This window comes from Haliscomenobacter sp. (genome assembly GCF_033763495.1).
In the GTDB taxonomy this organism is placed as follows: domain Bacteria; phylum Bacteroidota; class Bacteroidia; order Chitinophagales; family Saprospiraceae; genus Haliscomenobacter.
Genome location: NZ_JANRKL010000035.1, coordinates 154,368 through 176,143, shown reverse-complemented (window position 1 = coordinate 176,143; position 21,776 = coordinate 154,368). Strand labels below are relative to the sequence as shown.

Below are 21,776 nucleotides of genomic sequence, written 5' to 3'. Positions count from 1 at the left end.
CGCTTCGCGCTTGAATGGCCAAAGCGACTTAATTGAACCATCTAAGACATCTAAGAAACACCTCAGGAGCATTGCCGATCTAAGATGGCCCTTAGATGCCTTAGATGGTTCAATTAATGTCGCTTTGGAAAAAATAAATTGATTTTCAAAAACTTAAATAGCTTGTCTAATGAATAGCAACCAAACTGTAGGCCAAATTGTGGCCGAAGACTTTCGCAAAGCGGCCATCTTCAAACACTACGGCATCGATTTTTGCTGTGGCGGCGGCCGCACCCTGGTTGAAAGCTGCGAATCCAAAGGAGTAGACCCGCAGGAAGTGGCAGCTGCTTTGGAAGAGCTGGAACAATCTGCTTTCGCGCCTGAAGCCGAATACAACGAATGGTCTTTGAGTTTCCTCATCGACTACATCGTCAACAAATATCATCATTACATCCAACGTACAGCTAACCCGATCACCGAATTTGCCGTAAAGGTCGCTCGGGTACACGGGCAAAGACACCCCGAGCTGATTGAAGTACTACAATCCTGGAATGAACTGCGGGAGGAATTGCTTCAACACTTGGCTAAAGAGGAACAAATTCTTTTTCCTTACATCAAAACCCTGGAAAACAAAACGGTATGGCACCAACCGGGCTTTGGCACCATCGAAAACCCACTGGCCGTGATGGAATCCGAGCACGAAAACGCTGGTGCACTGATGCAACACATTTCCGATTTGACCAACCAATACCAGGCTCCGGAGGAGGCTTGTACGACGTATCGGGTGCTGTTTTCGATGTTAAAAGAGTTCGCGGACAAGTTGCACGAGCATGTGCATTTGGAGAATAATATCTTGTTTGTGAAGGGGGTGGAGATGGAGAAAGAGATGGCGGGAGCGTAAATTGTGATAGATGAAAGGTGCTATTTCAAGATGATAGCACCTTTATTATGACCTGATGCCTTCCTTCAAATTACCTCCCCCCAGACTACTTCCAATCCCGGCATCACCTCACCTCCGCTCAATTTCTCTTCAAACGACACCGTTTGGATTTCTCCATTTTCATTGTACACATAGGTGCGCCGATTTTGTGGGTCGATTAACCAACCCAAGCGGCAGCCACAATCCATGTATTCGTCCATTTTTTCGCGGAGTTCGCTGAGGCTTTGGTTTTCAGAGCGCAGTTCGAGTACGAAATCCGGGGCAATAGGAGCAAATTTTTTCTTTTCCTGAATGCCAAGGGCATCCCAGCGCTCTTTGCGAATCCAGGCAGTATCGGGGGCACGCTCAGCTCCATTGGGCAATGTGAAACCAGTGGAAGAATCAAAAGTAACCCCTAATTTATGTATACGATTCCAAAAAACTATTTCAGCATTAATTTCTGAATTTCTGTTTCCAGTTTCTGATCCCGTTGGCGCCATTATAATCATTTGGCCATCCGCAGCACGTTCAATCCGCAGGTCATCATTGAGTTGGCAGAAGGCAAAAAACTCCTCACTGCTCATGTCTTTTGCATCCATGCGCAAGGGTTTTTCAAGGTGAAATTTCACCTTGAAAACATTGGCAACCACATCCTGAGATTCGAGTACAGTTGGCATAATTGTTCAAACTGGTTTTTACAAAGATAGCCGGAATTGGCATAAAATCAAAGCACTGAATAAAAGGGGTACAGGTGAAATTAGAGCGTTACGTTTGTACCCCTTTTATAAGGTCAAAGGCGAAAATTATCCCTCAACGTGCCGCTTGAAGTTATCCAATATCGCCTGCCACCCCGCTTCCTGCAACTCATGGCTATGCATATTTTCCGCTTCAAAAGCCTCAATCACTTCAGTACTCTGGTCACTCCTCTTGAAAGTCACCTCCACCTTACGACCGTCGTCGATGGTGTAAGTCAGGCGTTCATTGGGAACCACTTCATCAAAATTACCACCAAAATCAAAACTCATGCTGCCATCCTTGGCCGCCATGGTGTAAACAAAACGGCCACCTGGACGTAGGTCGTTTTCCGCTTTGGGTGTATGCCAATCGTCGGAAGCATTGTTCCACTGCATGATGTGTTCCGGTGTGGTCCAGTATTCCCAGGCTTTTTCAACAGGCACGGTGACCGTGCTTTTTACGGTAATGACGGTGGGTGGTTTGAGCTTGATAATTTCGATTTTCCGCATTTGAAACAGGGCATTCATCGCGTATTGAGCTGCATCGGGATCAGGGTCTGCTAGGGCAAACATCAATTCCCGAGGTACAATTTGCCAGGATACGCCAAACTCATCCTTCAGCCAGGCACACATACTTTCTTCCCCTTTGGCAGTGAAGCCATTCCAATAATGGTCAACTTCCTCCTGCCCCTGGCAATCCACCACCAAAGACAAACCTTCGTTAAATTTGAAATTATGGTTGCCCGGAGCGTCCATGACCATAAAAACCTGACCATGTAGTTTGAACTGGGCGTGTTTGATCATACCGGGGCTGGGTTCTCCTTCTTCAAAACGGGCGATACCTACAAGAGAAGATTCAGGAAACAAACTGGAATAGGCATTGATGGCTGCTTCGGCCTTGCCATTCTGTTCATTGGCAAACATGATCAGCGGCGTAAATTTTTGACCAACATCCTCCATTTTGCCCAGGGTCAATTGCCAGGATACTCCGTATTGGTCTTGCAACCAACCGTATTTTTCACTCCAGGCGTATTTGCCAATAGGCATCATCACCATACCTCCGCTGCTGAGCTGCGCCCAGGCCGAGTTTATTTCGGCCTCACTTTCGCAAACCACATAGAAGGAAATGGAAGGATTGATTTTGAACTGAGGCCCACCATTGAGCCCCATGAATTTTTGGCCACTCAATTCAAAGTTGACCACCATGCCACTGTCGGTCGTAATTTTACCATCTCCAAAAACGGAGCAGTAAAACTCGGCGGCTGCTTTAGCTTGGCCATCAAACCAAAGGCAGGGATAGATTTTATTTTGCATCAGGACTGTTTTTTTTGCCGTTGAAATTAAGCTTTTTCTGCGCAATCAAACATCCACAGTACGCCAAATTGATCGGTACAACTTCCGAATAAACTTCCCCAAAACATTTCTTGCAACGCTGTCTCTACTTTGCCTCCAGCGGAAAGCGCATCAAACAAGCGTTTGGTTTCTGCTTTGGTGTCAGGAGAAAGGCAGATATAGGAATTGTTGCCAAATTGGATCTTGAAGCCCATGGTATCAGGTGCATCAGTGCCCATGATGCTGTGTCCACCCATGATGGGCAATGCAACGTGCATCACCAGATTGAGGTGTTCTTCAGGCATAGGAGGTGCCCCGTCCTGTGGTGGTACACTGCTGAAACGCATGATGCCATCGCCACTGAATTCCGTACCAAATACTGATTTGTAATAATTGAAAGCTGCTTCGGTGTTGCCAGGGAAATTGAGATAGGTGCTTACGCTTGCCATGTTTAAAGTTTTGTGGGTGATAAATGTGTTTTAAAAGTTTAACAATGTAAAGATATATTTATTTTGAAAACAAAATGTGGTGCGAATGCGACAACTTGTGGGGCGATTGCGACATAATTTTGCTAGAGATATTATTCACCCTTTTTATCTTGATTATCTTTAGCCAAACTTGAACAAACATGCGTATTGGTCTTTTTTTCCTCAGCGTACTGGGCCTTAGCGGGGTTCTTACAGCTCAAAGCTGGCAGATTTTACCTACCCAAAATGAATGCAGCACCCGTCACGAAAATGCCATGGCTGCCATCGGCAATCGCCTGTACTTGTTGGGCGGCCGGGGCATGCGGCCCGTGGACGAACTCGATTTGTCGACCAAAACCTGGAAGGCTTTGCAACAAACGCCGATGGAAATGAGCCACTTTCAGGCCTTGAGCTACAAAGGAGAAATCTATGTGTTGGGCGCTTTTACGGGTTCTTACCCACACGAGAAGCCGATTGAAAACATATACATTTTTAACCCCGTCCAAAATGCCTGGCGCAAAGGCCCGGAAATCCCCAAAGACCGCCTGCGCGGTGCAGCGGGCACCTTCATTCGCGATGACAAATTTTACATCGTTTGTGGCATTCAGGATGGGCACTGGGATGGGTTTGTAGGCTGGTTTGACGAATACGACCCGGCTACGAACACTTGGAGGAAACTACCCGATGCTCCGCATGCCCGGGATCACATTTCGGTGGCAGTGGTCAAAGATAAACTGGTGGTGGCTGGTGGCCGCACCTCCTGGGCCAAAACCAATCAGGTATTGCAACTCACCTTGAATGAGGTGGATGTCTACGATTTTAAAACAAATACCTGGAAAACGCTGGATGCGAGCAAAAACATCCCCACGCCTCGGGCCGGAGCCACGGCTATCGCGTACAAAGGAAAGGTTGTAGTTATTGGTGGTGAATCAACTGCCCATGTGGAAGCCCACAATGAAGTAGAAGCCTACGATGTAAAAAAGAACGTTTGGGAGAAATGGGCCAAACTCAACACCACTCGCCACGGCACCCAGGTCGTGCAAGTCAAAGGAAAATTGTACATCGGTGCTGGGTCAAAAAACCGGGGCGGTGGGCCGGAGTTGAATACCGTGGAGGTGCTGGGAAAATAACTCCCCTTGTAATTTTTTAGACTTGTAGGCAACTAATCGGCGCATGTACTACTATTTTATCCTCCAACAACGGATCCTGAGCCGAAAAATGGAAGAGCTGGGACTGCATCCTGTTATGGGTTACTTCCTTGGCATTCTGGTTTTCCTCGGGTTGTCCTTTTACCTGTTTTACAAAACGACTTATGCTGGATATTTCTATGCTGCGGTTGGTCTCAGCCTGACATTTGGTTTTGGTAACAAGGAACGCAATGATTTTTTAAAATCGACTTTTCCATTGGCAAGTTATCGGCAACTTAGGGCTGTTGAGAATACTTTGCTGGAGATTCCCTTTGTCTTTTTTTTGTACTATAAAGCTGAATTTTTATTAGCGGGAGGCCTATTGGTCGCTGCCTTGCTTCTCAGCCTGTTTAATTCAGCCGGTCGCCTTAACCTGAGCATTCCCACACCATTTTTTCGCTTTCCGTTTGAGTTTACCGCCGGGTTTCGCAAATACTGGCTGCTTTATTTGGTTGCTTATTTTGTAGCCTGGAAAGCCATTGATGTGGATAATTTTAACCTTGGTGTGGGGAGCCTGGCCTTTGTGTGTTTATTGGCCATGAGCCATTATGCCGTACCGGAAAATGAGTACTACGTTTGGATCTACAACTGTACTGCTCAACGATTTTTAGCTAAAAAAATGGCAACTGCCTGGCTTTACCTGTCCCTGTTGGCTTTTCCAATGGTGCTGATAATGAGTATTTTCTTTTGGGACAAAAGCTGGATTTTGTGGTTGGTTTTAGGATTGGGTTTGTTTCTGATGGGGGCGATAATTTTGGCTAAATACTCCGCTTACCCTCGGGAGATGAGCCTGCCTCAGGTGTTGTTTTTTGGTCTTGGTGTATGGTTTCCACCTTTGCTGTTGATTGTAATGCCTCTATTTTACAAACGAGCTGTACAGCGTTTAAATGTGTACCTACAATGATTCAGATTGACAATTTGAGCAAAAGTTACGGCCCAAAATCGGTGTTGAAGCAAATCAACTTCGAGCTGGAGCCAGGAAAAGTGTACGGCATCGTGGGCGAAAACGGCGCAGGCAAAACCACTTTGTTCAAATGTATTGCAGGTTTGGAGTCTTGCTCCGGGAACATCAGCAGTCCTTATCCGATTTTAAAAAACCAGTTGGGCTTTTTACCCACCAATCCTTTCTTTTTGCCCAAAATCACCGGATTAGAGTACCTGCAACTGTTGTGCAATGCCCGGAATATCCCGTTGAGTAATTTTGCCGAAAAAAACATCTTCGATTTGCCTTTGAGCCAATATGCTGAAACTTATTCAACAGGCATGAAAAAGAAACTGGCATTCACAGGAATTTTGCTCCAAAAAAACGACTTTTTCATCCTGGATGAACCCTTCAATGGCGTTGACATCCAAAGCAATATGCTTATTGCTGCGATCATTGAGCGTTTGAAGGTAGCACAGAAAACCATCTTGATTTCTTCCCATATTTTTTCCACCTTGAACGATACCTGCGACCAAATTTACGTATTGCGGGGTGGCGAAATTGCCCAAAGGGTAGAAAAGAAGGACTTCCAGCAACTGGATGAAGAAATGCGGCAATTTGTACTGGGGGATAAATTTGAATCGTTTCATTTTTGAACCAAGTACTGTAATTTTACATGGAATGAAAAAGGTTTTAGACCCAAAGCTCCATGCAAATTCGCTCCATTGTTCATGGCTTTTTTTATGGCAATTACTTTTATGGACTGTGTGCGGTAGCCCTGTCTATTGAAGCAACGTTGCAGCAAGAATACCCACTGGCGGATTGGGCGTATTACCTTGCTGTTTTTGCCCTGACGACCTGGTTTTACACCTTACCTTACCTCTTGGACAAAACGGAAACTGTGCAAGATTTAAGAGCAACCTGGTATTTAGACCACGGGCACTTTGTTCGGTGGAGTCAGGCCCTTTTACTGGTGATTTGTTGCGGATACGCTTTCTATTTTGTACTGACCTATGGCCAGGCCATGCTACAAATGAGCGCCCTACAATGGGCCTTGAGTTTATCTATTCCATTTCTGGGCATTGCTTATTACGGGATTAGTTTTAATGAGCAGTACAACCTGCGCAAAATCGGAGTGCTCAAACCCTTTGTGATTGGCTTTTGCTGGGCGGGCATTTGCACCTTGTATCCCATTTTATGGTTCAAAATTACCCACACGCAAGCGGGTGGGCTGGATGGGGTAGGCTATCGCTTGTTCGTCAAAAACCTAATGTTTGTTGCCCTGATCGGCATCATGTTCGACATTAAGGATTACGCCAGCGATGCCCGACAACGCCTGAATACCTTCGTAGTGCAACGGGGCTTGCGGAATACCCTGTTCAGCATTTTATTCCCCCTGAGCATCATCGGACTGGCTATCTTTTGGTTGTATGGCTTCACCCACAACTTTTCGATGATGAAAATTAGCTTGAACACAACGCCCTTCATAGGCATGCTGTTTGCAGTGCAAGCGCTCAAAAAAAGACGCTCCATTTTGTACTATCTTATCGTGATCGACGGTTTATTGTTGGTTAAGGCAGTCTGTGGCTCGATTGCTATGCTTTACTTTTAAGGGTTTCAATATTTGTTTACTTTTGCGTCCTTATGAAAAAATTTCTACTCATCACCTATTACTGGCCCCCCGCTGGCGGCGGCGGGGTAATGCGTTGGGTCAAAATGACCAAATACATTCGGCAATATGGCTGGGAACCCGTCGTATACACGCCTGAAAATGGCGAAACCGCGGCCTTTGACGAAAGCCTGGCCAAAGAAGTTGCACCCGATTTGCAGGTGGTCAAAACGCCGATTTGGGAGCCCTATCAATTGTACAAGCAATTTCTAGGTCGGAAAAAAGAAGAAAAAATTTACTCCGGCTTCATCAACGAAGGGAAAAAAGAAAGCCTGGCTCAAAAGGTATCGGTCTTCATCCGGGGCAATTTTTTTATTCCCGATGCCCGGATGTTCTGGATCAAACCCTCGATCAAGTACCTCACGAAATACTTAAAGGAGCACCCGGTAGACGCCATCGTATCCACCGGGCCGCCGCACAGCATGCACCTGATTGCAGAGGGCGTGCACAAGGCAACTGGTATCCCCTGGGTAGCCGATTTCAGGGACCCCTGGACCAATATCGACTTTTACAAAGACCTTCGTCTGACTTCCTGGGCGGATGCGCGCCACAAAGCACTAGAGCAAAAGGTCCTGCGCAAGGCATCCCGGGTGGTGGCGGTTACCTGGCGCTCTCGGGATGAATTTGTGGAACTTTGTGGCCGAAAAGACATCGCGGTCATCCCTAATGGTTTTGACGATGCCGATTTTGCACAAGCAGAAACGGCAAAACTCGATACTGAGTTTTCTATCGCTCACATCGGCTCGATGAACAAAGACCGCAATCCCGAGGTGTTTTGGCAAGCAGTACAAGCTGCCTTAGCTGAAGCGCCAGACTTGCAACAAAAACTTAAAATCCGCCTGATTGGCCCAACCGATTTTTCGGTGCGTGAATCGGTGCAAAAATACGGATTGGAATCCAATACCGAATTCATCGACTTCGTGCCTCATTCAGATGCTGTATTGTACCAGCAACAATCTCAGGTATTACTTTTGTTGATCAATAATTCACCGAACTCCTGCACGATTATTCCAGGCAAATTGTACGAATACCTAGGCTCGGGCAGGCCTTTGTTGGCAATCGGCCCCAAAGACAGTGACTCGGCGAAAGTTGTTGAATTGACCAAAGGTGGTGCACTGCACAATTATGAAGACGTTGATGGGCTAAAAAACAGCATTCTGGCGTTTTTTGCTGCCTACCAAAAGGCGGAATTGAAGGGGAGTGCGGAAGGGATTCAGCAATTTACCAGAAGGCATTTAGCGGGTGAGTTTGCTGGCTTGCTGGGGACTTTGACGAAATAGTCGATAACCATCCCTTTTATACAAAACTACTTAGGTGAAACCTTAGGTGCCTTAAGTTTCTTAGGTGGTGAAAGAATATTTTTTACCACCTAAGCTTAAAGTTCCACCGCATAAATCTGACTCATCCCCTCAAAGTTCGCCCGAAAAATCACCCATTTCCCATCCGGCGAAAAATGCACATTCGGCTCCAGTCGATAATCATGCAATTTCATGTTTACCAGTTTTTCCGACCTGAAATGATCCTTTTCGGGATGAAAAAGATAAATCCACATGCCATCTTTTGCCTTTGCCACCTGGCCGGGGTTCCCGCCATCTCCACAAAAGAGTTTTTGATCCCGGGAAATGTTGAAATGGATCGACCACTCGTCGCGGAGCATTTGATAGCGGGTTTGTAGGCCATCTGCTAAGCGGTATCCATTAAGATAAAATGTTTCTCCACGGGGAATTTGTAAATCGTACCAGATGGTTTTGCCGTCCCAGCTCCAAAATTCGTGCCCGGCAATTTCGCGCTCCATGGTGCGGGTGTGGATTTTTTGGATCACTTTGGTCTTGAGGTTGATGTTCCAGATGCGGTCCACTTTGTGCCAGGGGCCTTCGTGGCAAAACATCAAAATATTGGGATCGGTGACCGAAAATTGGATGTGACCCAACCAGGTATTCTCGCTGTGGATTTTTTCCAAGGCTCCGGTTTTTAGGTTGATGGTGAACAAGGTATGGGGGATTTTGGCGTCAAAAATCCGGTCGAAATATTCACCTTTGCCAGGGTACAGTTTGTAAATGGAGTCTTTGCCAGGCGCAGCCCAGCTGCCTGCCAGCAAGGTTTCATTCGCATTCAGAGTGCTGATTGAACCTTTAAAATCAGCAGGAAAAATACAAACCAGGCGGGTAGTGGCCCGGTCAATATGGGTGGCAAACACACTGTCTTTGACCTGATAAAAAACTTCCCGACGGATTTTTCCGACAATTTCCCCGGCTTTTCGAGCCAACTTGTGGGTGAGTTGGGTATGCATCATCGTTTTTAAGTTGAGCACATACAACTGTGCCCCACGGTAATAAACCATCAAATCCGCTTTGCCATCAGGTGTTTTGAGGAAGGGATTGTTGTGGAAATAAAAACTCTCGTTGGGCTGGTCGATAGGGGTGAGGCGTTTGATGTGGTGCCCCGTGCTGCGATCGATCCATTCGGCGGGCATGGGTTTTTGGGAGCCGGTTTCCAGGGTGGGGATTTGGGCTGACAGGGGAAGAATGTTTAACCATACTATCCAGGTTATAGCGATAAAATGGTCTGCCTTCATGTGATCTTAGGTTTTGATTAGAATATTTAAAGATAAACTAAAACTTAGGAGGAATTGGGTACTATAAGTTTTCTACAAAGTATAACTTTAGGTGGCACTTGCCCTTTTTTCAAAATTTCTTCGATTTTTTTGCCACTTTCATTTTAAATGTTATTTTTACAATTATTCTGACGTAAACGTAAACGATGAAAAACCTGCATCTGACGCTGCTGCTGACTATTGGCAGCCTGAGCCTATTTGCTCAAAACCAGATAGTCCTCAATGCCGACCTCGGCAAACACACCATTAGCAAGCACATTTACGGCCATTTCTCGGAACACCTGGGCCGGTGCATCTACGATGGGATTTACGTGGGCCAAAACAACCCCAAAATCCCCACTGTAGATGGGGTGCGCAAAGACGTGATCGACGCCTTGATCAAACTCAAAATTCCCAACCTACGCTGGCCAGGTGGTTGTTTTGCCGATACTTATCATTGGAAAGACGGCATTGGCCCCCTCGCCAATCGCCCCACGATTGTGAATACCTGGTGGGGTAACGTAACCGAGAACAACAGTTTTGGTACCCACGATTTTTTGAATCTGTGTGAAAGGCTGGGCACTGAACCCTACCTGTCCGGAAACGTAGGTAGTGGAACGGTTCAGGAATTGGCCGATTGGGTACAGTATACCAATTTTGACGGAGTCAGCCCCATGTCCAATTTGCGCAAAGAAAATGGCCGTGAAAAACCCTGGAAAGTCCGCTTTTGGGGCTTGGGCAACGAAGCCTGGGGATGTGGTGGCAACATGAAGCCAGAGTACTACGCCAACATTTACCGCCAATACGCCACCTTTATGACTTCAACGGGCAATACGCGCCTGTACAAAATCGCCTCAGGTGCCAGCGATGCGGATTACAACTGGACGGAGGTCTTGATGCGCGACATTCCCCACAACATGCTCGATGCCGTAGCCCTGCACCATTATTCGGTCATTGACTGGAACAAAAAAGGCCCTTCAACTACTTTTTCCGAAGATCAGTACTTTACCACCATGCAGCGGGCCTACCAAATGGAAGAACTGGTTACCCGCCACAGCAACATCATGGACAAGTACGATCCCAACAAACGGGTAGACTTGATTGTGGATGAATGGGGTGGTTGGTACGATGTTGAACCAGGTACCAATGGTGCATTTTTGTACCAGCAGAACACCATGCGTGATGCCGTATTGGCAGGGATGACCCTAAACATTTTCCAAAACCATTGCGACAGAGTAAAAATGGCCAACCTGGCCCAGATCGTCAACGTACTGCAAGCGGTGATCCTGACGAAGGAGGAAAAAATGATCCTGACGCCGACCTATCACGTGATGGAAATGTACAATGTGCATCAGGAAGCTACCATGCTGCCTTTGACGATTCAGACCAACCAGTACAAACTGGACAATCGCCAGTTGCCCGCCTTGACTTGTTCTGCTTCCAAAAACAAAGAAGGGGTAACGCATATTTCGCTGACCAACATCCACGCTCGTGAAGCGCAGGAAATCACCATCGATTTGCGCGGTGCCAAGTACGCCAGCGTGAATGGTCGGATTTTGACTGCAGCTACCTTGCAGGATCACAATACTTTTGAAAATCCGGAAAAAATCAAACCTGCTGCCTACACAGGTGCCACCTTGAGTGGTAGCCAATTGAAGGTGAAGGTGCCGCCATTTTCAGTGGTGGTGCTGGCTTTGAAGTAAAAGCTACTTAGATGCCCCTTTAGTGCCTTCGGTTTCTTAGGTGGTGAAATAATGATTCTTTTTCACCACCTAAGAAACCGAAGGCACTAAAGGGTTATCCGTTTTTCTAAATTTTGAGCTACAATAGGAGAGTACAAGTAGGATTTTATTGGAGAAAGCAGTTACTTTAGTCCGTAAACTGCAAGCAATGTCTACCAAGCCCAAACATCCCGAATTATCCGAACGTTTCAACGCGGATGAACCCCGCGTAGACTGGCACGATGCCACATTGTGGTGGATACGCCAAAAGCGGGACAAAGCCGCACATACCCTCTACGAAGATTGGGAAGCCCTGCGCAACACTGCTTCCGCCATCAAAGACAATGTGTTGGGCAACCTTGCAGATTACCTCGAGTCTTTTGAACGACAAGCCATTTCCAACGGCGCCATCGTACACTGGGCAGCCGATGGAGCAGAACACAACCAAATTGTCCTTTCCCTTCTACAACAAGCTGGCGCTACTCGCATGGTCAAGTCAAAATCCATGCTCACCGAAGAGTGCCACCTCAACGAATACCTGGCCGAAAATGGCATTGAAGTAGTAGATACCGACCTGGGTGAACGTATCGTGCAACTGGCCGACGAACCACCCAGCCACATCGTGATGCCCTGCATCCACTGGAAAAAAGAAGAAATTGGAGAATTGTTTCACCAACACCTGGGCACCCCTAAAGGAAGTGCTGACCCACAATTGTTGACCGAAGCGGCCCGCCAACACTTGCGCGACAAATTCCTTAGTCGCCGGGTAGCCCTGACAGGGGTCAATTTTGCCGTCGCCGAAACCGGAGAATTTGTGGTGTGCACCAACGAGGGCAATGCCGACATGGGCGTCCATCTTGCCGATGTCCACATTGCTTGTATGGGCATCGAAAAAATCATCCCTCGCCGCGAACACCTGGGAGTATTTTTGCGCCTTTTGGCCCGCAGTGCTACCGGGCAACCCATCACTACTTATTCCAGTCATTTCAAAAGCCCACGTGCCGGAGCTCAGTTGCACATCGTACTGGTAGACAATGGCCGCAGCCGACAACTGGGTCGTGAAGCCTTCCGCAATTCACTCAAATGTATCCGTTGTGGGGCTTGTATGAATACTTGCCCTGTGTATCGCCGGAGTGGTGGGCATTCGTACCACAACGCGGTAGCAGGGCCAATTGGGGCAATTTTGGCGCCCAATTTGGACATGACTAAAAACGCGGATTTACCTTTTGCTTCTACTCTTTGTGGTTCCTGCTCCAACGTTTGCCCGGTAAAGATCAATATCCATGAGCAGTTGTACGAATGGCGACAAGAATTGACGCGTCAAGGCAAAGTTGATTTTGGTAAAAAAATGGGCCTCAAAATGATGTCTACTGTATTGTCCAATCCAAGGGTGTACCGAAGTATGGGCAAAATGGGGCGTTGGACCATGCGGGCCATTCCAGGGATGGTCAGTAATTCCTTCAATCCCTGGTTCAAACAAAGGGAAATGCCCGCGGCACCCAAAGAATCATTCCGGGAATGGTACCTCAAAAATAGAAGTTAAACGGCTAACGTATGTCAGTAAGAGATCAAATATTGGCCCAAGTACGGGCCAATCAACCTGTAAATGAACGCCCTTTGCCGGATTTGACTTCCTTCCCGGTGCGGACAAGTGAGGTATTGGATCAGTTTATGACGGTATTGAGTAGCATCGGTGGTAAACCCGTGCAGGTAAAGGATTATTCAGGGATAGAGACTTATTTGCAAGAAAATCCGTATCCAGGACGCATCATCAGCTCCATTCCTGCCTTGCAACATTTGGCCGATCCTATTCCCGAAAATACAGATCCGCACGAACTGGCGAATGTAGAACTGGCCATCATTACCGGAACCTTTGGTGTGGCGGAAAACTCAGCCATCTGGGTGACCGAAGCCAATTTTCAACAACGGGCAGTGCCTTTTATTTGCCAACACCTGGCTGTTGTCTTGCCCGCAGACGCCCTCGTTGCCAACATGCATCAGGCTTATGAACGTTTGCAAGGCCAGGAGTATGGTTTCGGGGTGTTTATTGCCGGGCCTTCTAAAACTGCGGATATTGAACAATCACTGGTATTGGGGGCGCATGGCGCAAGGACGATGACGGTGTTTTTGATGGGGTGAGAGGGTGGGCGACGACGCTTCCGACCAATCTTCAACCTGAAAATCATCTCATTACCAGTTGAAAAGTCATTGCCCTGGCCTAACCCATCTGGCTAACTTGTTGGAATTTCAACAAGCTCCTCCGATGATGCAAAAACCAGGCATAGACCATTCAAATCACCAATACCAACTTCTCCAACAGCGCTTTGCAGAGCAGTATCCGCATATCTTTTCCAACGACCTGGCCGAAAAAACCGTGGTGGTTATTCCTAGTTTGACGCTGGATCAAAAAATCCTGAAAGCCTTACAAGGTGTCCAATTTTACGAAGAAAGGCTCCTCTGTTTGCTGATGCTATTGCGTATGCCCCGCACCCGGGTAGTTTACGTGACCAGCATGCCCATCGACGAGATCATAATTGATTATTACCTGCATTTATTGCCTGGTATTACTGGTTTTCATGCCCGGCAGCGGCTTACTCTACTGAGTTGTTACGACGCCAGCAAAATTTCCTTGACTGAAAAAATCCTCGCCCGACCTCGGCTGATTCAGCGCATCAAATCGAACATTAAAGGCCCGGAATTGGCTCATTTGGTTTGTTTTAATGAGACGTATTACGAGCAACAACTGGCACTGGCTTTGGATATTCCGGTTTACGGCTGTGATCCTGCTTTGTTGTATTTGGGAACCAAAACGGGGAGCCGACGAATTTTTAAAAAACTGAACCTGAACTTACCCTTCGGGATTGAAAATATCCATTCTGAAACAGAAATCGCCAGTGCTTTGCTGCAACTCAAACGCAATCAGCCACAATTGCAAAAAGCCGTCATCAAAATGAATGATGGTTTTTCGGGAGATGGGAATGCCATTTTTCGTTTCCCTAAATCATTGTTGGAGGAAACAAACCCGTTGGCGGTAATTCAAGAACGATTGGCTCAACAAACAACCATAGTAGCTGAAGGCCTGGATTACAGCAGTTTTATGCAGAAATTCAATAGCATGGGAGGGATCGTGGAGGAATTCATCGAAGGTCAAATCAAAGAATCTCCCTCGGTTCAATTGCGCATCAATCCTTTGGGCGAAAGTGAAGTCATTTCTACTCACGATCAGGTACTGGGTGGGGAAAGTGGGCAGGTTTTTCTGGGCGCTACCTTCCCCGCAAACCCGGAATACACTTATGAGATCGCGACCATTGGCAAAAAAGTTGCAGACGAATTGCAGCAACAGGGCGTATTGGGCCGTTTTGGTATTGATTTTATTTCGGTAAAAGAGGACAATACCTGGAAACACTATGCGATAGAAATCAACTTGCGCAAAGGAGGTACAACTCACCCTTTTTTGATGCTCCAATTTTTGACTGATGGGATGTTTGATTGGCAACAAGGGAGTTATCAAATGCCAAATGGCCAAACCCGCTGTTATTTTGCCTCAGATAATGTGGTCAACGAAAAATACAAGGGGTTAAGCCCTCAAGACCTGATTGATATCGCTCATTGTAACCGCATTCAATATGATGGGGTGACCCAATGCGGAGTTACTTTTCACATGATTGGGGCCCTGTCGCAATACGGAAAATTGGGCATGGTCTGTATCGGGAGAAACATTGCCGAAGCCCAGGCTTATTTTGCCAAAACCATTGAGGTTCTGGATAAAGAGAGTACTCGATTTTAAGCTCTGGTAATCGCTTTTGGGCTACTTTTCCGCAAATTCCCTTTCACCCATTTTTCCAATTCCACCGCGTGAAATACCACGGCTGCTAATCCCAAACAAATCCCCAACTCCCGCAAGGACAAAGGCTGAGTGCGAAAAACGCTATTTAAAAAGGGTACATAAATTACGGCCAATTGCAGTAAAAAAGTAAAAAAAACAGACCCAACCAAAGGCAAATTGCTGAACAAACCTTGCTGAAACAAAAAACTGCGCTCACCCCGTACCGCCAAGGCGTGGCCCAACTGGGCAAGAGAAAGCACTGTAAAAACCATCGTTTGCCAATGTCCTCCCTCCTTTAAACTCCAGGCCTGAACCCCCAGGGTAACCCCCGCCATCAACAAGCCCACCCAAATGATGTGGTAACCAAGCCCTTCCGCAAAAATGTTTTCATTGACTCCCCTAGGAGGGCGTTTCATCACATCTTTTTCCGCTTTTTCGCCCGCCAGCGCCAAACCAGGTAAGCCATCGGTAACCAGGTTGATCCACAGGATATGGATGGGCAAAAGGGGCATGGGTAAACCAATCAGAGGGGCTAAAAAGATGGTCCATAACTCTGCACTGTTGCAAGTCATGATGTACTTGACAAATTTTCGGATATTGTCGTAGATCCGGCGACCTTCTTTGACGGCTTTAATGATGGTCGCAAAATTGTCGTCCAACAAAATCATGTGTGCCGCCTCCTTGCTGACATCGGTGCCGTTGATGCCCATGGCAATACCAATGTTAGCGGCTTTGAGAGAAGGGGCATCATTTACGCCATCCCCGGTCATGGCAGTGTAGTGTCCTTTAGCTTGTAAAGCTTTGACGATGCGCAGTTTCTGATCAGGAGAAACCCGGGCATACACCGTGGTGTTTTCAACCTGATCCAGAAAGGCTTCTTCCGAAAGTTGGGCTAGAGTTCCTCCGGTTAGGGTTTGGTCACCGGCTTGTAAAATCCCGATTTCTCGGGCAATGGCTGCCGCGGTGGCGGGATGGTCCCCGGTAATCATCACCGGGTGGATACCTGCGGCTCTGGATTCAGCGATGGCACTTTTGACCTCTTCCCGAGGCGGATCAATGATGCCAACCACGCCAGCAAAGTCTATCTGGGTTTCTACGGTTTCATACGAAAAGGGCTGGGGCAATGCAGGCAAAATTTTGTAGGCAAAGGCAAGCACTCTTTGGCCTTCTTTAGCCCAGGAATCGGACATGTTTTCCAGATGTTGCTGGTGGAGTGATGAATTCAGCACAGGCATTAAGGACTCGCTTGCCCCTTTACTTAGCACCAAAAACTGCTCTCCAAACTGATGTACCGTAGTCATACATTTGCGGTCGGAATCAAAGGGCAATTCAGCTACTCTTGGAAATTGTTGGACTAGATTTTGGAAGGTTTCAAAACCCAATTGTGCTATGGCCTCTTCCACGATGGCCACCTCAGTGGAATCGCCATGCAGTTCCGTGGCCGATTTTACATTGACGTCCTGGTTGAGCGACATAACCAGTAGAAGTGGGGTGACTTCAATGCCATCAATAAATGGTTCTGTTGCAAAACTGCTGACCACCTTCATTTTGTTTTGGGTCAAAGTCCCCGTTTTGTCACTACAGATGTAGGAAACTGAGCCCAGGGTTTCGACTGAGGGCAATTTACGCACCAAGGCCTTCTTTTTAGCCATCCGATTGGCCCCACGAGCCAGCGCGATAGTCATCAGGGCAGGCAAAGCCTCTGGAATGGCCGCAACAGCTAGGCTTATGGAAATCAACAACATCTTCAACTCGTCTTCACCGCGCAACCAACCCGCCACGAAGATGATGACACAGATAAAGAGAATGATGTAGGTAAGGTTTTTTCCAAAAGCCGTCATGCGCCGTTTTAAGGGCGTATCTACTTCTTCGCCTTGAAGAAGTTGGGCAATTTTCCCAAGTTCTGTTTGCATACCCGTGGCCGTAACGACGCCCAGTCCTCGCCCGTTGGTGAGCAAGGTGCCTTTGAAAGCCAGATTGAAGCGATCCCCCAATGGGCTATCGGCCAGTTCTAAAACTTCAGTCAGTTTATCCACCGGTACGGACTCTCCGGTGAGGGTAGATTCATCGATGCGCAGGTTGTTGGCTTCCAATAAGCGCAAATCAGCAGGGATAACATTACCAGCTTCCAATAGCACCACATCGCCAGGTACGAGCTCAGTAGAGGAAAGAGTCTGTACCACCCCATCTCTGCGGACATTGGTCATGGTGATGCTCATTTTTTTGAGGGCATCAATGGCTTTTTCTGCCCGGTACTCCTGGATAAAACCGATGACTGCATTCAACAAAACTATGATCAAAATGATGATGGAGTCGGTGGTTTCTCCCACAATGCCTGAAATAATGGCGGCAACCATCAGGATCAGGATCATAAAATCTTTGAATTGTAGCAAAAACATCAACCAAGGTGGCTTGGGCTTTTTTTGGACCAGTTCATTGGGACCATACAGGTTTTGGCGATTGACCATTTCGGTAGTAGGTAAGCCCCCAGGCTCAGTTTTGAGCAATTCGAGGCTTTGCACAATGGTTTTGGTATGGAAATTGGCCATTCGTTTGAAGTTTTCTCAACTGATTTTTTGCCAACAATAATGCGCCACTGCAATGTCTTCAATGGCCAAACCCAGGGATTTAAAGAGGGTCTTGTGCGATTTATCAACTAACCCCGGTTGGCTCAAAACTGCATGAATATCCCCTTTTATCAAAGGCCTGACTTTGGTTTTGCCACCCACCGCCAAAATCAAATCACCCGCTTCATTAACAGCGGATTCATAATTGTCCACAAATACATCTGCATCAAAAATGATCTCGGGTGCCAATTCCCGGTAATTGGGTGTACTGGCGCCAACCGCATTGATGTGTACCCCCGGTTTTAACCATGGATTAAAAACCAAAGGTTCAGCAGAGGATGTGAGCGTACAAACAATGTCAGCCCCTCGTACTGCATTTTCTGCATCTGAGCAAGCAAGAATCTCTACATCGTGATGAGCAGACTGTTCTTGCACAAAACGTACAACATTTGCCTGGTTTTTACTCCAAACCTGTACTCGTTTTATCGGCCGCACCAATCTAATGGCTTCCAGATGGGTGATCGCCTGTGTTCCTGTACCAATCAGACACAGCGTTTCGGCCCCATTTTCAGCAAGGAGATCCGTCATCAAAGCGCTAACTGCTGCGGTGCGGATGGCTGTTACTTCATCTGCATCCATACTCAATAAAAGCATTCCGTTTTCCGCATCAAAAAGATGAATGATGCCCTGATGGGAACTCAGTCCTTTTTCGTAATTCTGTAAATAGACGCTGATAATCTTGATGCCCATCACACCATAAGGCAGAATAGAAGCAGGCATCATGCCAAGAATTCCACCGTTGGGCAACATCATTTTGGGGCGTAAAGGATTGATCAGGTCTTTTTCAGGGTCTAGGCTGAATAAATTGCGCATGACCGCTATACAATCGGTCATAGGCAGGAGGTCTTTTATCTGCTGTTGATCTAGGTACTTCATGTTCTAAATTTAAAGATTAATCTTGAAGAAAGGCTTTGGAACCTGTTCTAAATGCCGAAAAATGTTATCTTGTTTCAAACTTTAAACGCCATGTACCCTAGAATTGATCATCAAACCATCTCCACCATAGTTGGGCACCCAGAGCCCGTACTCCGCAATCTGCAAATTACCCAAACCTACAGCGAAATCAATTTGGCATTAAGTCAGCTTTTAGGAAAAAACAATGTTAGTTGGTGTGCTTATGCCACCTGGGCCTCCAAAACGGCTGGAAAATTCATTCGATTGGAAAATGTGGACGCGGCAATTGAAGAGTTTTTGCGTGGGAAGGACTGGGTAAGGGAATTGGTGCGCGTTATCCCCGGGGCCATGACCTGGTTTGGCTGGAAAGTCAAAATCAACAATTCATTTTTACTCAAAATCCTGAACGAAACAGCCAAGGCTTCAGCGAAGGAAGTAGCAAAGGGGAATCTTTTGGTTTTTGCTGAATTGGCTCCTTTGTACACGCAATTCCTGCAAAGCATTGCCTCAAATCCCGATCAAAAGGAATCGAATCTGAAGGCATTTTTGGATTATTTGTGGCAAAACCAAAGCAAAGAAAATGCTTACGATAAACTGGAAAAGGCTTACACTGCTTATCAGGAAGCAATTTTTGAAACTGACCCCAAAGCAAAAGCGGAGTTGATTTTTTACGCCAATGTGTTGATTGGGTACCACGAACAAATCCGACTTGACCCAGCCATCAACAATTCCCTCAATGCGCCCATTGAGCAAATTTTAAAAAAGAAATTGCTAGGTGAAATGGAACAACTCATTGAAGCAAGTATTCCGAGGTTCCTCTTTCAACTTCTCTCGCCATTTCTCAAAAGTTACCTGGGACCTGTAGTCCAGCACATGGCAACAGAGTGGCGCAAAATTTCAACCAAAATGCTGATGCGGATTGAAGTACCAGATGGTCATTTGGACTTGTCGGAAGACATTCCCTTGATTGCTTACGAGCCAGCTAAAATGTTTCCCGAAGAATTGCTTGTGATCCGAAATCCCGAATTGTTGAAGGTTCTTGAAGATTTGGATTGCAGCCCTGATTCCAGTGCTGGTAGCGCGGCAAAAGATTGGGGAAATTTGGGCGAAAGAATGAATTTTATTGCCGATTTTTTCCGCTCGGCGCAGCAGGATGAACATATGTTTTGGCCACCTTTTAATGCTGAACAAACGGCATTGATCAAGCAAGGCAAAGTCCCTCCCGGGAAATTGTGATGACTTTTTTGAAAAACAATCCATAGGCCATTTTTCTTTTCCACCTGAGGCAATTAATGAGCCTGATTGGTGGCAAAAGTGAATGGAAAAGCGGCATTTTTACAAAAAACTGAGCATCCCGAATTTTGCAGCGGCTGGGGTAAATCCTAGAGTGCCTTGGGTTTCCTAGATGGTAAAAAACTTCACAGCAGTGTTCTTCACTACTGAAAAAACCCAAGGCACTTTAGAAATCACCCAGTGGGCTGGATCGTATTAGTGCCCAGCTTTCACTGCCACATCGCGGTCGAAATCCAAGCCCTGATTTTTCAGGATGGCTTGTACACGAATGCCAAAGAACAAGAGGTATGCAAAACAAAGCAATGGAATGGCATAGGATAACTTAATGCCAATGGAAGGCACATCCGCCAGCGCACCTTGAGTAACCGGAACTACTGCACCACCCAAAATCATCATGATCAGGTAAGCCGAACCCTGGTTGGTGTATTTGCCCAAGCCAGCTGTAGCCAATGAAAAGATGCAGGGCCAAAGCACCGAGCAGAACAAACCGCCGCTAATAAAGGCAAACAAGGCCACTTGTCCTGAGGTCAGCATCCCAATAATCATGGCTACGCCACCCAAAAGAGAGAATAGCACCATAGTACGGATGGGCTTTTCTTGCGCTGCAAAAAACGCTCCAATGATGATCAATACACAGAATGCATAAGTGTAAAGCGGTGAAACATCCGATCCACGGAGGGAGTTGACAAACAAAACCACCCCAAAGGCTACAAATGGAGTAACGATGGTTAAGAGGGTTTTTACTGCAGGTCTAAAGTTAAAATTGCTCAAAGCAGCAGTCCAACGCCCCATCATCATACTGCCCCAAAACAGGGAAATGTATTCAGAAATTTGGGAGGAATCCAGGTTTTGGGTCTTGCTCAAATATTCCCCCAGGTTACTACCGATGGTTACCTCTGCACCTACATAGCAAAAAATGGCAATCATCCCCAATACCAATTGCGGGTATTTCAACACCCCGGTGCCAATCTGAACGTCTTCGTCATTGGTGATGGTTGGCAGTTTGGAAAAACGGAAAAACAGCGCGAAGAGGATAAAAATCAAACCAATCACCAGGAAAGGCATTTTTACGGCTTCAATCCCAACTCCTTTTGGGGCAGCATCTCCAACCGAGCCAAAGATCACAAAGCTGATCAAAACTGGTCCGATGGTAGTACCCAAATTATTGACTGCGCCGCCCAGGTTGATGCGGTGTGCACCGGTCGCTGGATCGCCCAACGCAATCATAAATGGTTGGGTAGAAGTTTGTTGCAAAGAGAACCCAAGGCCTACCACAAACAAACCAGCCAAAAGCAGCGGAAAGGATTGCAGTGAAGCAGCAGGAATAAACAACAAGGTGCCTACTGCTGAAATGATAAAACCGTACATAATCCCTTGACGGTAACCAATGCGGTTAAGGATATCACCCTTGAGTGCGGCTGAAACCAGAAAATAGAGGATTGACCCTACGAAATAGGCAGCATAAAAAGCAAAATCCACCAATTGGGATTGCCATTGCTGCAAATTAAACTGCTCTTTGAACATCGGAATCAGGATGCCATTTGACGCAGCGATAAAACCCCAAAAGAACCACACGCTCATCAGGGTGTACAACGCAGTACGGTTGTTCATTG

Annotated in this window: 18 protein-coding genes; 11 read left to right on the top strand and 7 right to left on the bottom strand. The window is 46.7% G+C overall.

The genetic code is table 11. The features are described from left to right. The first annotated feature begins 169 nt into the window (after window positions 1-169). Window positions 170-880, top strand: a complete 711-nt coding sequence (gene ric, locus SFV55_RS04120; RefSeq protein WP_320028194.1) for an iron-sulfur cluster repair di-iron protein — start codon at window positions 170-172, stop codon at window positions 878-880. 65 nt (window positions 881-945) lie between these two features. On the opposite strand, the gene SFV55_RS04115 is transcribed toward ric, so the two are convergent. From SFV55_RS04115 to SFV55_RS04105, 3 genes are all read right to left on the bottom strand, one after another. Further along, window positions 946-1,575 carry a Uma2 family endonuclease gene (locus SFV55_RS04115; RefSeq protein ID WP_320028193.1) on the bottom strand — a complete coding sequence of 210 codons (630 nt, stop codon included), beginning with the start codon at window positions 1,573-1,575 and terminating at the stop codon, window positions 946-948. A gap of 126 nt (window positions 1,576-1,701) precedes the next feature. Further along, a complete protein-coding gene (locus SFV55_RS04110) occupies window positions 1,702-2,946 on the bottom strand; it encodes a VOC family protein (protein WP_320028192.1) in 1,245 nt (414 codons plus the stop codon). Window positions 2,947-2,972: 26 nt separating this feature from the next. Further along, window positions 2,973-3,413: a VOC family protein gene (locus tag SFV55_RS04105; RefSeq protein WP_320028191.1), complete on the bottom strand. Its 441-nt coding sequence runs from the start codon at window positions 3,411-3,413 to the stop codon at window positions 2,973-2,975. Window positions 3,414-3,592: 179 nt separating this feature from the next. On the opposite strand from SFV55_RS04105, the gene SFV55_RS04100 reads away from it, so the two are divergent. The 5 genes from SFV55_RS04100 to SFV55_RS04080 are packed head-to-tail and all read left to right on the top strand — an operon-like array spanning window position 3,593 to window position 8,489. Further along, complete coding sequence (locus tag SFV55_RS04100; RefSeq protein WP_320028190.1) at window positions 3,593-4,561, top strand: Kelch repeat-containing protein; 969 nt, start codon at window positions 3,593-3,595, stop codon at window positions 4,559-4,561. A 43-nt stretch (window positions 4,562-4,604) separates the two neighbouring features. Then, complete coding sequence (locus SFV55_RS04095; RefSeq protein WP_320028189.1) at window positions 4,605-5,522, top strand: hypothetical protein; 918 nt, start codon at window positions 4,605-4,607, stop codon at window positions 5,520-5,522. After that, window positions 5,519-6,196, top strand: coding sequence for an ATP-binding cassette domain-containing protein (locus SFV55_RS04090; RefSeq protein ID WP_320028188.1), 678 nt, complete (start codon window positions 5,519-5,521; stop codon window positions 6,194-6,196). Before SFV55_RS04095 ends, SFV55_RS04090 begins: the two co-directional genes overlap by 4 nt. A gap of 53 nt (window positions 6,197-6,249) precedes the next feature. After that, window positions 6,250-7,152 (top strand): hypothetical protein, encoded by a 903-nt coding sequence (locus tag SFV55_RS04085; RefSeq protein WP_320028187.1) that lies wholly within the window; start codon window positions 6,250-6,252, stop codon window positions 7,150-7,152. A gap of 32 nt (window positions 7,153-7,184) precedes the next feature. After that, window positions 7,185-8,489, top strand: coding sequence for a glycosyltransferase (locus SFV55_RS04080; protein WP_320028186.1), 1,305 nt, complete (start codon window positions 7,185-7,187; stop codon window positions 8,487-8,489). Between the two features lie 95 nt (window positions 8,490-8,584). Here the strand turns inward: SFV55_RS04080 and SFV55_RS04075 are convergent, their stop codons facing one another. Further along, window positions 8,585-9,784, bottom strand: coding sequence for an oligogalacturonate lyase family protein (locus SFV55_RS04075; protein ID WP_320028185.1), 1,200 nt, complete (start codon window positions 9,782-9,784; stop codon window positions 8,585-8,587). A 185-nt stretch (window positions 9,785-9,969) separates the two neighbouring features. On the opposite strand from SFV55_RS04075, the gene SFV55_RS04070 reads away from it, so the two are divergent. The 4 genes from SFV55_RS04070 to SFV55_RS04055 all read left to right on the top strand — a co-directional run bounded on the left by SFV55_RS04070 (window position 9,970) and on the right by SFV55_RS04055 (window position 15,310). Continuing rightward, on the top strand, window positions 9,970-11,505 hold the full coding sequence (locus tag SFV55_RS04070) for an alpha-N-arabinofuranosidase (RefSeq protein WP_320028184.1): 1,536 nt from the start codon (window positions 9,970-9,972) through the stop codon (window positions 11,503-11,505). A 187-nt stretch (window positions 11,506-11,692) separates the two neighbouring features. Beyond that, window positions 11,693-13,066 carry a lactate utilization protein B gene (locus tag SFV55_RS04065; RefSeq protein ID WP_320028183.1) on the top strand — a complete coding sequence of 458 codons (1,374 nt, stop codon included), beginning with the start codon at window positions 11,693-11,695 and terminating at the stop codon, window positions 13,064-13,066. A gap of 11 nt (window positions 13,067-13,077) precedes the next feature. Then, entirely contained in the window at window positions 13,078-13,662 is a 585-nt protein-coding gene (locus SFV55_RS04060; protein WP_320028182.1) for a LutC/YkgG family protein, read from the top strand. A 124-nt stretch (window positions 13,663-13,786) separates the two neighbouring features. Next, window positions 13,787-15,310 (top strand): ATP-grasp domain-containing protein, encoded by a 1,524-nt coding sequence (locus SFV55_RS04055; RefSeq protein WP_320028181.1) that lies wholly within the window; start codon window positions 13,787-13,789, stop codon window positions 15,308-15,310. Here SFV55_RS04055 and SFV55_RS04050 read toward each other — a convergent pair. Further along, window positions 15,307-17,898: a cation-translocating P-type ATPase gene (locus tag SFV55_RS04050; protein WP_320028180.1), complete on the bottom strand. Its 2,592-nt coding sequence runs from the start codon at window positions 17,896-17,898 to the stop codon at window positions 15,307-15,309. The two genes, SFV55_RS04055 and SFV55_RS04050, sit on opposite strands and share 4 nt — an antisense overlap. 15 nt (window positions 17,899-17,913) lie before the next feature. Next, the gene (locus SFV55_RS04045) at window positions 17,914-18,852 is read right to left on the bottom strand and encodes an ornithine cyclodeaminase family protein (protein WP_320028179.1); all 939 of its coding nucleotides are present in this window, start codon (window positions 18,850-18,852) and stop codon (window positions 17,914-17,916) included. 90 nt (window positions 18,853-18,942) lie between these two features. On the opposite strand from SFV55_RS04045, the gene SFV55_RS04040 reads away from it, so the two are divergent. Continuing rightward, window positions 18,943-20,106, top strand: coding sequence for a hypothetical protein (locus tag SFV55_RS04040; RefSeq protein WP_320028178.1), 1,164 nt, complete (start codon window positions 18,943-18,945; stop codon window positions 20,104-20,106). 252 nt (window positions 20,107-20,358) lie between these two features. Here SFV55_RS04040 and SFV55_RS04035 read toward each other — a convergent pair whose 3' ends face one another. Continuing rightward, window positions 20,359-21,774 carry an MFS transporter gene (locus SFV55_RS04035; protein ID WP_320028177.1) on the bottom strand — a complete coding sequence of 472 codons (1,416 nt, stop codon included), beginning with the start codon at window positions 21,772-21,774 and terminating at the stop codon, window positions 20,359-20,361. Window positions 21,775-21,776: the final 2 nt, after the last annotated feature.

Bases quoted from the DNA above. Each gene is read 5' to 3' on its own strand.
- SFV55_RS04035 (WP_320028177.1), bottom strand. From the start codon at position 21,774: ATGAACAACCGTACTGCGTTGTACACCCTGATGAGCGTGTGGTTCTTT.
- SFV55_RS04075 (WP_320028185.1), bottom strand. From the start codon at position 9,784: ATGAAGGCAGACCATTTTATCGCTATAACCTGGATAGTATGGTTAAAC.
- SFV55_RS04045 (WP_320028179.1), bottom strand. From the start codon at position 18,852: ATGAAGTACCTAGATCAACAGCAGATAAAAGACCTCCTGCCTATGACC.
- SFV55_RS04100 (WP_320028190.1), top strand. From the start codon at position 3,593: ATGCGTATTGGTCTTTTTTTCCTCAGCGTACTGGGCCTTAGCGGGGTT.
- SFV55_RS04105 (WP_320028191.1), bottom strand. From the start codon at position 3,413: ATGGCAAGCGTAAGCACCTATCTCAATTTCCCTGGCAACACCGAAGCA.
- SFV55_RS04090 (WP_320028188.1), top strand. From the start codon at position 5,519: ATGATTCAGATTGACAATTTGAGCAAAAGTTACGGCCCAAAATCGGTG.
- SFV55_RS04065 (WP_320028183.1), top strand. From the start codon at position 11,693: ATGTCTACCAAGCCCAAACATCCCGAATTATCCGAACGTTTCAACGCG.
- SFV55_RS04080 (WP_320028186.1), top strand. From the start codon at position 7,185: ATGAAAAAATTTCTACTCATCACCTATTACTGGCCCCCCGCTGGCGGC.
- SFV55_RS04060 (WP_320028182.1), top strand. From the start codon at position 13,078: ATGTCAGTAAGAGATCAAATATTGGCCCAAGTACGGGCCAATCAACCT.
- SFV55_RS04055 (WP_320028181.1), top strand. From the start codon at position 13,787: ATGATGCAAAAACCAGGCATAGACCATTCAAATCACCAATACCAACTT.
- SFV55_RS04070 (WP_320028184.1), top strand. From the start codon at position 9,970: ATGAAAAACCTGCATCTGACGCTGCTGCTGACTATTGGCAGCCTGAGC.
- SFV55_RS04115 (WP_320028193.1), bottom strand. From the start codon at position 1,575: ATGCCAACTGTACTCGAATCTCAGGATGTGGTTGCCAATGTTTTCAAG.
- SFV55_RS04050 (WP_320028180.1), bottom strand. From the start codon at position 17,898: ATGGCCAATTTCCATACCAAAACCATTGTGCAAAGCCTCGAATTGCTC.
- ric (WP_320028194.1), top strand. From the start codon at position 170: ATGAATAGCAACCAAACTGTAGGCCAAATTGTGGCCGAAGACTTTCGC.
- SFV55_RS04110 (WP_320028192.1), bottom strand. From the start codon at position 2,946: ATGCAAAATAAAATCTATCCCTGCCTTTGGTTTGATGGCCAAGCTAAA.
- SFV55_RS04085 (WP_320028187.1), top strand. From the start codon at position 6,250: ATGCAAATTCGCTCCATTGTTCATGGCTTTTTTTATGGCAATTACTTT.
- SFV55_RS04095 (WP_320028189.1), top strand. From the start codon at position 4,605: ATGTACTACTATTTTATCCTCCAACAACGGATCCTGAGCCGAAAAATG.
- SFV55_RS04040 (WP_320028178.1), top strand. From the start codon at position 18,943: ATGTACCCTAGAATTGATCATCAAACCATCTCCACCATAGTTGGGCAC.